The organism is Anaerosalibacter sp. Marseille-P3206 (genome assembly GCF_900155565.1).
Taxonomy (GTDB): Bacteria; Bacillota; Clostridia; order Tissierellales; family Sporanaerobacteraceae; genus FUHM01.
Genome location: NZ_FUHM01000002.1, coordinates 452,941 through 465,867 on the forward strand (window position 1 = coordinate 452,941; position 12,927 = coordinate 465,867).

General features: G+C 31.7%; 13 protein-coding genes. 1 reads left to right on the top strand and 12 read right to left on the bottom strand.

The genetic code is table 11. The features are described from left to right. Window positions 1–126 precede the first annotated feature (126 nt). Window positions 127–303: a DUF1540 domain-containing protein gene (locus BQ9840_RS03510; RefSeq protein WP_077368115.1), complete on the top strand. Its 177-nt coding sequence runs from the start codon at window positions 127–129 to the stop codon at window positions 301–303. Between the two features lie 36 nt (window positions 304–339). Here the strand turns inward: BQ9840_RS03510 and BQ9840_RS03515 are convergent, their stop codons facing one another. The 12 genes from BQ9840_RS03515 to BQ9840_RS03570 all read right to left on the bottom strand — a co-directional run bounded on the left by BQ9840_RS03515 (window position 340) and on the right by BQ9840_RS03570 (window position 12,923). After that, on the bottom strand, window positions 340–765 hold the full coding sequence (locus tag BQ9840_RS03515; protein ID WP_077368117.1) for a hypothetical protein: 426 nt from the start codon (window positions 763–765) through the stop codon (window positions 340–342). Between the two features lie 86 nt (window positions 766–851). Beyond that, window positions 852–1,796 carry a TIGR01212 family radical SAM protein gene (locus BQ9840_RS03520; RefSeq protein ID WP_077368119.1) on the bottom strand — a complete coding sequence of 315 codons (945 nt, stop codon included), beginning with the start codon at window positions 1,794–1,796 and terminating at the stop codon, window positions 852–854. 48 nt (window positions 1,797–1,844) lie between these two features. Next, on the bottom strand, window positions 1,845–2,681 hold the full coding sequence (locus tag BQ9840_RS03525) for a Cof-type HAD-IIB family hydrolase (RefSeq protein ID WP_077368121.1): 837 nt from the start codon (window positions 2,679–2,681) through the stop codon (window positions 1,845–1,847). An 18-nt stretch (window positions 2,682–2,699) separates the two neighbouring features. After that, a complete protein-coding gene (locus BQ9840_RS03530) occupies window positions 2,700–4,010 on the bottom strand; it encodes a M18 family aminopeptidase (RefSeq protein ID WP_200804860.1) in 1,311 nt (436 codons plus the stop codon). Between the two features lie 69 nt (window positions 4,011–4,079). Further along, window positions 4,080–4,454: a DUF1292 domain-containing protein gene (locus tag BQ9840_RS03535; RefSeq protein ID WP_077368125.1), complete on the bottom strand. Its 375-nt coding sequence runs from the start codon at window positions 4,452–4,454 to the stop codon at window positions 4,080–4,082. Between the two features lie 85 nt (window positions 4,455–4,539). Then, on the bottom strand, window positions 4,540–5,991 hold the full coding sequence (locus tag BQ9840_RS03540; RefSeq protein ID WP_077368128.1) for an aminoacyl-histidine dipeptidase: 1,452 nt from the start codon (window positions 5,989–5,991) through the stop codon (window positions 4,540–4,542). Window positions 5,992–6,021: 30 nt separating this feature from the next. Then, window positions 6,022–7,419: a site-specific DNA-methyltransferase gene (locus BQ9840_RS03545; protein WP_077368129.1), complete on the bottom strand. Its 1,398-nt coding sequence runs from the start codon at window positions 7,417–7,419 to the stop codon at window positions 6,022–6,024. Window positions 7,420–7,572: 153 nt separating this feature from the next. Then, the gene (gene proC / locus BQ9840_RS03550; protein ID WP_077368132.1) at window positions 7,573–8,379 is read right to left on the bottom strand and encodes a pyrroline-5-carboxylate reductase; all 807 of its coding nucleotides are present in this window, start codon (window positions 8,377–8,379) and stop codon (window positions 7,573–7,575) included. A gap of 83 nt (window positions 8,380–8,462) precedes the next feature. Further along, on the bottom strand, window positions 8,463–8,969 hold the full coding sequence (gene nrdG, locus BQ9840_RS03555) for an anaerobic ribonucleoside-triphosphate reductase activating protein (RefSeq protein WP_077368134.1): 507 nt from the start codon (window positions 8,967–8,969) through the stop codon (window positions 8,463–8,465). A 12-nt stretch (window positions 8,970–8,981) separates the two neighbouring features. Next, a complete protein-coding gene (locus BQ9840_RS03560; protein ID WP_077368136.1) occupies window positions 8,982–11,309 on the bottom strand; it encodes an anaerobic ribonucleoside triphosphate reductase in 2,328 nt (775 codons plus the stop codon). A 275-nt stretch (window positions 11,310–11,584) separates the two neighbouring features. Then, on the bottom strand, window positions 11,585–12,061 hold the full coding sequence (gene msrA / locus BQ9840_RS03565; protein ID WP_077368138.1) for a peptide-methionine (S)-S-oxide reductase MsrA: 477 nt from the start codon (window positions 12,059–12,061) through the stop codon (window positions 11,585–11,587). A gap of 55 nt (window positions 12,062–12,116) precedes the next feature. After that, the gene (locus tag BQ9840_RS03570) at window positions 12,117–12,923 is read right to left on the bottom strand and encodes a DUF92 domain-containing protein (RefSeq protein WP_077368140.1); all 807 of its coding nucleotides are present in this window, start codon (window positions 12,921–12,923) and stop codon (window positions 12,117–12,119) included. Between the last annotated feature and the right edge of the window lie 4 nt (window positions 12,924–12,927).

The window sequence follows — 12,927 nt, forward strand, 5'->3', positions numbered from 1 at the left end:
CTTAATATTCCTCTTACTATATTATATACTATTTAAATCTTAAAAATATAGCAATATAAAAGAATAATTTAATAATCTCAGGGAAAAATAAAATAGAATTATATAATCTATGAAAGGAGATAATATATGAGAATAGAAAAATCTGATACACCAATTGAAGGTGTAAAATGTGTTGTTAACACTTGTAAATATCATGCATCAGGTGACTATTGTACAGCTTCTTCCATAGAAATACAACCAAGAAATGCCAGTTCTACTGAAGAAACAGACTGTGCAACCTTCTATCCTAATACTAGGGGATAAATAGATAAAGGCAGGGTAAAATCCTGCCTTTATCTTTTAATCTAATTTTAATTCTTCCGTTTGATCTTTTAAAGAAGAAGGTAAATCTTCTTTAGTATAATCTATTCCAATATAGAATTCAGTATTGAATTTACTAGAGATTTTTTCTAGTGAATCTGCTAAATTAACCAAATCTTCAGGTTTTAAATCTATCAACTCATAAATACCATCCACATAAATCTTCTCTACATCATAGTCCATCCCAATAATTCCACATAAAAAGCCATAGAATGATTCAATACTCTTTATATTGAATTCCATGGCATTAATAAGTCTTACATCATAATCAAGACTAAATATATGGTTGTCGTCAACATCAATGAATGCAATGTTGCCATTGCCCTTTTTGATTTCTTCATTTGCCATATCTATAAGATATTTTGTCTTACCACTGCCTTTAGTGCCACATATAAATTTAACCATCTCTACCAACCTCCAACCTTATATTTTTTTTGCTTATTACAATATTCTACATGAAAACCGTTTTTCCTTCTTTATTTTTAAAATATTTAAAATTTTATTGCTTTTCCATTTAAATAACTACATTTATCCCCTTGTCGTACCTTCCTTGTTTCCATTATATCAACTATTTCATCTCTTATCTTCCACCAACTTTCATTCCAGTTGACAAAAAGAGAATTTTCCTCTGGTGCTCTTCCTATTAATCTTTGGATTACAATATCACTATCAAGATACTCTAAAAATGTAATTACTCTTTCTATATATTCATCCTTGGATATAACTTCTATTTCTCCATTTTTGTACATATCTCCAAGTATAGTGCCTTCTAGAATATACAAGGCGTGAAGCTTTACTTCTTCTACTCCCAATGCAGAAAGTACTTTTGCATTTTCAATTACATCCTGCATATCATCCCAAGGAAGATTTAATATGAGATGAGTACAAGTTCTAATTCCATATTTTTTATTTCTCAAAACAGCATCAATGAACTCTCCCAGTGTATGACCTCTATTTATCTTATATAGAGAATGGTAGTTAACAGTTTGAAGACCTAATTCAATAGTTATTTCCAAACCATGTTTTTTCCCTATATTAGATAAATATTCTAGGTATTCATCATTGATACAATCAGGACGAGTAGATATAGAAATACCTACTACATCCTCTATTATAGCTTCTTCTATACATTCTTTGAATCTATCAAGTGGCATATAGGTGTTAGTGAAATTTTGAAAATAGCTGATAAATTTCTTTGCATTGTATCTTTCACTTATATAATCTTTGTTTTTTAAAAGCTGTTCTTTTATTGAAATGGTATTTGAAAGATTCTCAAAAGAGCCTCCCTCTTCACCACAAAATATACATCCACCTACTCCAACACATCCATCCCTATTTGGACAAGTTAACGGAAGGCTTATAGGAAGCTTATATACTTTTTCACCAAATTTGTCTTTTAAGTACTTGGAATAAACATTGTATACTTCTATATCCATTCAATCACCTTTTCTAATTATACATTCCCCTAATTTCTATAAAGCTAACTATATTTTTAATACTTCCTTCAATATATGAGCAACTCCATCTTCATTATTATCCTTTTCTGTTATAATATCTGCAACATTTTTTACACCTAAAGAAGCATTTTTCATGGCTATTCCCAAACCTGCCTGTTTAATCATCTCAATATCATTGTTGTCGTCTCCTATAGCTATTATCTCTTCCTTAGATATTCCCTTTTCCTTTGAATACTCCTCCAAGCTCAACCACTTTGAACCCAATGGGTGCATCACTTCAAGTAATGCACCTGCAATTGTTATATTTTCCATCACATGAGAACTGTATTTGTCTGGATACTTAGTATTTACTTCTAAATTAAATGACTCTAGTTTGTCCTTATCTCCTAAATATACTACAGTTAAAGCTCTAGGATCCTCAATTTTCATAAAGTCCTCCACCCTTTTATATCCATCAATACTTCCTGTAAGATAATTAGAATATTTTCTATCGTTAACATCTAATTCAATTAAAATATCATAACCTTCATCAAAATAATCTGAATGAATAATTGGATAGAGTCCCTTCTTTTTTCCTTCCCTAATCAATGTATGAAAATCATCTATATCTAAATACTTTTTTAAAAGTACTTTATCATCTTTAATGTTTCTAACGATATTTCCATTGTTTGCTAGTATAACTAGGTTTTTATCTACTACTTCAACAAATCTCTTTGCCGTACTATATCTTCTTCCAGTCGCAATAACTATTTCGTATCCACTTTGTATTAGCTTTTGAAGAGTGTTTTTATTTATTTCTGTTATTTTTTTATCGTCATTAAGTAGCGTGCCATCTAAATCTAAAGCTATTAATTTATACTTCATCTACACCATCCTTAATTATTAATACTTATAGTATTCAACAAAAGATTTGTAAATATAATATTGATCATAAACTCCTCCGAGCTCTCTTATAGAGTGCATACTAAATATAGGATTCCCTATATCTACAGATCGAATATCTAATTGAGTTGATGAAATAGGCCCAATTGTTGAACCTCCTCTTTCATCAGATCTATTTAAGAACTTCTGAACTGGTACTCCTGCCTTATCACATATACTTTCATATACAGTCAAAGAAACACTATCAGTAGTATAAGATTGATTTGAACTTATCTTTATTGCTGGTCCCTTATTGATTACAGGTCTATTTGTAGGATCTTGTTTTTCACCATAATTAGGATGAACTGCATGTGCTAAATCTGCTGAAATCAAGAAGGAATTATAAATACTTCTATAGTAATCTTCTCTATCTAATCCAAGAGACAAACAAATTCTTTCAAGAATATTTCTAAGCATTGGACTAGCTGCTCCCTGTTTAGTAGTACTTCCTACCTCTTCATTGTCAAATAGTACAAGTACATTAGTAGCATTATTGACCTTTGCATCTAATAATCCTTTAAGCCCTGCATGACACATTGCTAAATCATCTAACTTTCCTGAAGATATAAATTCATCATTCAATCCGACAATACTTCCTTTTGCATATTCATATAAGAACAATTCAAAGTCTAAAATATCTTTAGCATCTACATCTAATTCCTTTGCTATAAGTTTTACCAAAAAACCATCTTTCTCAAACTCTTCATTTACCATAGCCATTAGAGGTAATGTTTCTTTTTGAGTATTTAGCTTAACTCCTTCATTTACTTTTCTATTCATATGTATAGACAAATTTGGTATGATCATCAATGGCTTGTCTATATTGAGAAGATGAACCTCTGGCTTAAAAGCATCCTTTCCTCTAACAACTACTCTTCCTGCGATTGAAAGAGGTCTATCTAGCCAAGTATTAATAATAGGGCCCCCATATACTTCTGTATTAAGTCTTAAATATGAACCTTCTTCTACCATCTCTGGATTAGGTTTTATTCTAAAAGTAGGTGAATCAGTATGTGCTCCAACAAGCTTAAACCCATCCTTTGGTAACTCTCCATGTCCTACTACAAAAGCTGTGATAGCTGAATCATTTGTAGTTACAAAATACTTGCCACCTTTTTTTATATCCCATCTTTCTCTACTATCAAGCTCTACAAAACCATTTTCCACAAGCTCATCTTTCACATTTTTTACAACATGAAATGAACTAGGACTTTTTTCAATAAACTCCAATAAGTTTTCAGCAAATTTTACTTCCTTAGTCAATTGAATCATCCTTTCTAGTTATTTTAAGAAAGTACTTCAACACATTAGTTGAAGTACTTTCCATATTTTTTGTTTTAATTAATCCTCATCCTCATCTTCAAAATCATCTTCATCATATTCTTCATCATCTAGAAAAAGAGCATTAAAAGCTTCTGAAACTAGTTCAAACTCTTCTTCACTTTCTATTTGACCAAGTTCAAATTCTTCTCCTTCTTCTATATATTCATATAGTAATATTTGTTCATCTTCTAGAGGTATTAACGCAATATAAGATTTATCTTCTACTTCAAATATCCCTAAAACACCACATTCCATTTCACTACCATCGTCTAATGTAAGATAAATTACATCCATTTCTTCATATTCATGTTCATGTTCGTGATCACAGTTACAGTTAGATCCACAATCACATCCATGATCACATGAGTTATGTTCATCAAATTTATTTGTCATTGTCATTCTCCTCTTCAAATTATTTAATACTTAATATATGTTATAATACCCCATTTTAATCCTTTAGTATATAGATATTGGAAAATTATTTTATTTCTTTTAAAACATTTAATAATAGTTCCCAAGTTCTCTTAGTTGAAGATATACTTAGTTTCTCATCTGGAGTATGAACAGCATACATATTTGGACCAAAAGAAACCATATCCATTTCACCAAATTTTTCTTTAAACAATCCACATTCTAAACCAGCATGAATTGCTGCTATCTCTAGCTCTTCACCTGTCATCTCTTTATATACTTTTTGGAATAAATCTCTTATATAAGAGTTAGGTGAATATTCCCATTCTGGATAAGCTGCATAAGCATTCCATTTGCCTCCAGTAATCTTAGCGATAAGTTCCATTTGGTTAGCCATCTTTTCCTTTAAACTTCTAACTGAACTTCTTATTGAACTCTTAAAAGATACAGAATCATCTAAAGTTGTCACTATTCCTAAATTGTTTGAACTTTCAACAAGTCCTTCCATTTCTTTACTCATTGTTTGAACGCCATTAGGAATAAGCATAAGTGCTGCAATCATCTTATCTGTAGTATCATTACTAAATACTTTCTCTACAGCTTTATCTTTTTCTATTTCTACTACTAAATCAGGATCAGCTGACTTATATTCATTTTTAAATGCATTTTCCATTTCTCTTACTACTTCTTTAAATTTTTCTTCATCTTTTGAAGAAACTACAACAACTGCCTTTGCTTCTCTTGGTATTGCGTTGGTTTTTGAACCACCATCAACACTTACCAATCTAAACTCAATATTGTTGTTTAATTCAGCTAAAACTCTACCCATAAGAACATTGGCATTTGCTCTTCCTTCATTTATCTCCATGCCTGAGTGTCCACCCTTTAGGCCTTTAAATGAAATACTGCATGGAATAAAACTTTCATCAAAAGCTTCCCATTTAATAGGAATCTCTATTTCGTCTCTTTCTCCACCAGCACAGCTAACCAATGCTTTTCCTTCTTCTTCAGAATCAATATTTATAAGAATTTTCCCTTCAATATTCTTTGGATCTAATGCTATTGCTCCATCCATTCCAGTTTCTTCAGAAGTAGTTAGAAGAACTTCAAGTGGAGGATGAGGAATATCCTTTGATTCTAATATTGCCATACACATAGCAGCAGCTATACCATTATCGGCTCCTAATGTAGTACCAGTAGCCATTACATAATCCCCTTCTACTCTAAGGGCAATTGGATCTAAACAGAAATTATGCTCAACATCTGATCTCTTCTCACATACCATATCTATATGGCCTTGTAGTACTACTGTAGGTGCATTTTCATACCCAGCTGTACCAGGTTTTTTAATTATTATGTTCAAAGCCTCGTCTTGAATAACATCCAAATTATATTTTTTTGCAAAATCAACTAAATAATCGCTAACCTTCTTTTCATTTCCTGAACAACGAGGTATTCTAGATAGCTCTTCAAAATTATAAAATACCCTTTCTGGTTGTAAATTTTCTAATATCCTCATTATTATCCCTCCATTTTTATTTTATATTAATTATACTTCTAATATGTATTCACTATGATATCCAAATACATCTACAACTCTTATGCAAATAGTCCTATTATCTCTTTCTTCTACTTTCAACTGTATACTATCATTTATCATTAGATTCTCTAGTTTTCTATAGTCTTGCCATCTACTAAAAAAACACTTTCCATCATAATCTGTATCTATACTTATAGTATCTATAAGAGCTAGAGAATTTTCCTTCATTACCTCAACTACTATATCTTTATACTTTTCCACTATAGGTATTTTACTCACCTCTATATCATACCCTTTAAATTCAATGTTAATTATTTCTTCTCCATTTCTCTCTTTTAATTTTTCTAATTTTCCTATTTTTAAACTTCCTAGCTTTGGAAAAACAGCACTCTCTATTTTTTGTGTTAAAAACTCACAAGCGTTCATATCTATTAACCTTTTCATAATAGTTAAATGAGAAGTAGTCCCTAGATCTGACAATATCCACTTTCTATTATGTTTTTCAGCTACAACAGCTGTAGTACCACTTCCACCAAAAAAATCTGCAACAATAGAACCTTCCTCAGTTGAAGATAGAATCATCCTCTCCAATAGTTTTTCTGGCTTTTGTGTATCATAACCCACCCTTTCCTTTGAAGTTCTTCCAACCATATCAACATTCCAAACATCCTTCATATTAACAAGGGTATGCCAACCTATTTCGTCCTCATACTCCTTGACACCTTTAAATCTATATGGTTTAAAACCTCTATTATAGGATTTTTCTTTTTGTGGATTAAAAATATAATTTTTAGTCTTTGAATATAGTAATATTGTATCATGTTTTCGGGAAAAATATTTTTTACTTACTCCACCAGATTTATAACTCCAAATGATTTCATTTAAAAACATATCTTCACCAAAAATTTCGTCCATTAGAATTTTTACATAGTGTACCATTCGCCAATCCAAGTGAACATAAATACTTCCCCTTTCACTTAAAAGTTCTCTCATAAGAACTAGCCTCGGGTATAACATTTCTAAATAGGAAATATTTCCATCTTTCCAAGTATCAGAGTATGCAAATACTTCTATAGTTACAGTATCATCTCTTAGTGGTAATTTTACCTTTGCTTTGTAATCAGCTTTGGACAAAAATGGTGGATCTATGTATATAAGATCTATCTTTCCCCTCATAGATTCACAGCCGTCACCCTTCACAAGAGCCCCTAAAACATCTATATTATCTCCATATATAAATCTATTGTAATAATCCTTCTCCCTAAAAGTACCAACCTTCCCCTTAGAAGGAATCACTACTTGATCAGTTTTAATAAATACATCCCTTGTACTTAGCAATTCTTTAACTTCTTCATTTCCACATTTCACTATATTTAAAAGTTCATACATTGTAGAATTCCCAGCCATCTATACCTCCTTTGTGAGTCAGGGGACTGTCCCTTGACTCATTTGTATTCCATATACTTATATTATAGCCTATTTATTATATTATGGAATGAAAAAAAGGCAGAGTTGTCTCTACCTTTCGTAATAATACTTTTTAAATATCTACTATTCTCTTTATTTACTCATCTCTCTTGATTTGTCTGCGCATTTTTTCATTGCAGCTAATACAGCATGTCTAAATCCTTTTTCTTCTAATGTAGCAACCGCCTCAATTGTAGTTCCTCCAGGAGAACATACATTGTCCTTAAGCTTTCCTGGATGTAAACCTGTTTCCAAAACCATCTTTGCAGAACCAAGTACTGCTTGAGCTGCAAATTTGTAAGCCATATCCCTTGGCATACCTTCTAATACCGCACCATCAGCCAAAGCTTCTATAAACATATAAACATACGCTGGAGATGATCCACTTACAGCTGTAACTGCATCCATCAAATCTCCATTTACAACTTCTGCCTTGCCAAAGCTTTCAAATATACTTATTACCTCTTCTAGTTCTTCCTTTGTAACTTCCTTGCTAGGATTAATTGCAGCCATACCTTCACCTACCATAGCAGGAGTATTTGGCATAACCTTAACTACCTTTACTTTTCTACCAAAAGCCTCTTGAGTATCTTCAATATCTTTTCCAGCTGCAATAACTACAATTATTACTTCTTCTTTTATATTCTTCTTTATCGTTTCGATAACAACAGGATAAATATGAGGTTTTATTGATAAAACAATTATATCAGCTTTTTTTGCTACTTCTAAATTATCTGTAGTAACATTTACCCCATAAGCTTCTTTTACCTTAGCTAATTGCTTTTCGTTTAAATCTGCAACTATAATATTTTCGGCAGGAACTAAGTTTGAACTTACTATTCCTCCAATCATGGCATTCCCCATATTTCCTGAACCTATAAAACCAATTGTTTTATTCATCTCAAAACTCCCTCCTTGATTTTTGTACTATCTTAATTTTATCACAAAAAGTGAAAAAATACTAAAAAATATTACATATTTTTTTATACAGCTAATATTATTTGATTTAATTCCAGTGATTTCTTTACATCTATAATTCTTTGATTTGAAGAACCTCTGAATTTCAATGCAAGACTTTTTTTATTTAAATCAAATTTTCCATCCACTAAAATATCAGTAGTATAAAGAAGGGACTTCCATTGTGAATTTACATTTATTTCATCAATTATTTCTTCATAAGTATATCCCGTATAGGTCATTACATTTAATCCTAGTGCTTTGACTTTCTCTCCTAAAATCGCAAAACTATCTGCTTGTTCAAATGGATCTCCCCCACTAAATGTAACTCCATCTAGTAGGGGATTTTTCTTTACTAGTTCTAATATTTCTTCTACACTCATTAGCTCTCCGCCTTCAAAAGAATGGGTTTCAGGATTATGACATCCAGGACAATGATGTTTACAGCCTTGAGCAAATACTACCAATCTAATCCCTGGACCATCTACTATTGATTCCTTGACTATACCCGCAACTCTTATAGTAGTGTTCATTACAACCACCTCTTATTTATATGAACAAGAGAAATGTTTTACTCTATCTCTTTCCTCAGCTCTTTTTGCATCATTAAATCTATCTAATGTTCCAACAAGGTACCCAGTAATACGACGAATCCTTTCAAATTTAATATCTCCTTCTTCTCTGCCGCATTTTGGACAAGTATCTCCTATGATTCCTGTATATCCACAAATAGGGTCTCTATCAACAGGATGATTAATAGAACCATAACCAACTCCGGCTTCTTTCATAGCTCTAATTATCTTTTCGAAGGCTTCTAAGTTTTGAGTAGGATCTCCATCTACTTCTACATAGGTTATATGTCCTCCATTTGTCAATTCATGATATGGAGCTTCAATACTTATCTTGTCAAAAGCTGTTGTTTGGTAATATACAGGCACATGGAAACTATTTGTATAGTATTCCCTATCTGTAACCCCTGGAATTTCACCATATCTCTCTCTATCCATCTTTACAAATCTACCTGCAGTTCCCTCTGCTGGTGTAGCTATAAGAGAAAAGTTCATTTTGTATTTTTGACTTGCTTCATCCATCCTCTTTCTCATATGACCAATGATTTCAAGTCCTAACTTTTGTGATTCTTCAGATTCTCCATGATGTTTTCCAGTTAGTGATTTCAAACATTCTGCCAAACCAATAAATCCAGCTGTGAGTGTTCCATGTTTTAATACATCTCGAACTTCATCTTCCCAATCTAATTTATCTGAATCCAACCATAAACCTTGTCCCATTAAGAAAGGGAAATTCTTTACTTTTTTCTGTGCTTGCAATTCAAATCTTGCTAAAAGTTGATCTATAACTATATCGATAGTTTTATCTAATTCCTCAAAGAATTTATTTATATTTTGTTCACTTTTAATAGCAAGTCTTGGTAAGTTTATAGTTGTAAAACTTAAATTTCCTCTTCCAAAAATAATCTCCTTCGAAGGATCATACACATTAGCTGCAACACGCGTCCTACAACCCATATATGCTAATTCTGTCTCTGGATGTCCTTCTACATAGTATTGTAAATTATATGGTGCATCTAAGAAGGAGAAGTTTGGAAATAGTCTCTTTGCACTTACTTTGCATGATAGTTTAAAAAGATCGTAGTTAGGATCACCTGGATTGTAGTTGATTCCTTCCTTTACTTTAAATATTTGTATTGGGAAAATTGGTGTTTCTCCATTTCCTAATCCTCTTTCTGTAGCTAGAAGAACATTTTTAACTACCATTCTACCTTCTGGTGATGTGTCTGTTCCATAGTTTATAGAACTAAACGGAATTTGGGCTCCTGCTCTACTGTGCATAGTGTTTAAATTGTGAATTAGAGCTTCCATAGCTTGATAAGTTCTTCTGTCTGTCTCTTTTAATGCATGCTTTTCAGCAAACTTCTGAGCCTTTTCTATTATACTAGCATCTTTAATTATTTCTTGAAGATACATTTTCTCTAGTTTTTTATACTCTTGATTTTCCTCTAATGATGGTATAAGTCCATGTTTTTCTTCTATTTTTTCAAAAACATCTATAATAGCCTCTTCTGAATAATCTTCATCATAAATAAGTTGTAAAGCCTTCAATAAATTTTGTCTATATACTTTTCTATAGGTCTTTCTAACACCATTAGCAAGACCATAATCAAAGTTAGGAATACTCTGGCCTCCGTGTTGATCGTTTTGGTTTGATTGGATAGCAATACAAGCCAAAGCTGCATAACTTTGAATATCTTTAGGTTCTCTCAAAAACCCATGACCTGTGCTAAATCCACCTTTAAACAAAGTATCTATATCAATTTGACAACATGTAGTTGTAAGTGTTAAAAAATCCAAATCATGTATATGAATATCGCCATTTTTATGAGCCATAGAATGTTCTGGATTTAAAATGAATAAATCATAAAATTGTTTTGCACCCTCTGAACCATACTTAAGCATAGTCCCCATTGCAGTATTGCCATCTATATTAGCATTTTCTCTCTTTAAATCATTGTCCTCTGCTTCTTGAAAAGTCAAATCCTCATATACTTTCATAAGCCTAGTGTTCATCTCTCTGACCCTTGTTCTCTCTGCTCTATACAATATAAACTCTTTAGCAGTCCTTGCATGGCCAGATTCTATAAGTACTTTTTCTACAGCATCTTGAATCTGTTCTACTTCTGGAATACTACCTCTGTATTTCTCATCAAGATAATCAGCTACATCTTCAGCCAAACTAAGTGAAATATCATAGTCTTGTCCACCTGCAGCTTGAGCAGCTTTAAATATTGCGTTTGCAATCTTTTCTAAGTTAAATGGTACTTCTCTACCATCCCTCTTTTTAATTTTCTTAATCATTTAACAACCTCCTTACCCCTTCCTATTTTTCTTTTTTTGTGTTAATATATGTGTTGGTGGTCTTTATTAATTACTACATATCGTTATTATATGATATCAAACTACAACATATTGTGCAATAGTTTAAGACAAAATTTAAAAATCTGAATAGATAAAAGAAGGAAATAACGTCGGTTTTCAAGATTTGTCAAACGCAGATATAATAGTAGGGAACTTCAGTGATATTTCAATAGACCAAATCCAATTTCATCACTTACATTCCCTACAATAGATTCTTATGCATCCAAATTAATATGACAATATCCATTTGGATTTTTCTTTAGATATTTTTGATGATACTCTTCAGCTTCATAAAAGCTGGTTAATGGTTTAATTTCAGTTACTATTGGCTTATCGTATTTCTCTTGTTCAACCTTTAATGTACTTTCGATAACAGGTATATCTTCTTTGTCAATATAATATATCCCAGTCCTATATTGATGACCTATATCTCCACCTTGTTTATTTAACCATGTAGGCTCAATAATTCGCCAAAACCTAAACAAAAGTTTCTCCAAAGATATAATATTTTCATCAAACTCAATAAAACAAGCTTCTGCATGACCAGTAGTTCCTGTGCAAACTTCTTGATAGGTGGGATTTTCTTTTAAACCATTAGCATAGCCAACCTTAGTCTTTATAACACCATCTATTCTAGACATATACTCTTCAACACCCCAAAAACATCCACCAGCTAATACAATTTTCTTCACAAAAACACCTCCATCTTTATTTTCAAATAGGAGACAAAAAACCGACCTCTGTCTCCTAGATTAGACTTGAAAGACCAGTAATAATCATAGAAGATAATAGCCCACTAGATAAGTTTACAAAATTGTTATCTATAATAGATATACCGCTATATAGTGCATTTTCAATCCCTCCTGAGTATTTCTTTTCAGTAAGAGTATTGCTTATACAGCTAATGTATTTAGCTTGAACAGTAGCACCTAAAATGCTATCTATAATAGAACCTAAGAATCCACCTAGTGTTGACAATAAAAAAAATGCTAATAGATACTCATTGATTCCAAAAGATAGGATATAGCCAACAACAGATATCACTGCAATAAATCCTGCTCCAAATAGTGAAGCCATAATTCCTAAAGGACTAATGCCTCCTGAAACACCTTTTTCAATTGGCTCCCAAGTAATAATAGATACAGGATCTTTTTTACTTAATATACCAATTTCAGAAGCCCAAGTATCAGCATTTGCCGATGCAAGTGCTGTAGTAAACCCTAATATATAAATATAATTTCCAGTAATATAATAAATTAGTCCAAATATAAAACTAGGTAAACCATTTGCAATAACTTGAGTAAAATCCCTTTTACCAGTCTTTTCATTCATCCTTTCATATTTATTTTTTCTAGATTTTTTAAAGTGACTAAATAAGCTAGAAGAAACAAAAAAACTAATCATAACCAAGAAAAAATATAATCCACCAAATTTATAAATAGCTAACCCATACAAGGTAGCTGCTACAAAGCCACTTGTAGATAGTGATTCTTTCTTATAAGCTAAGTAAGCAATAGAAAAACTTAATAAAAAGCCAATTATATAATCCAGCAAATTC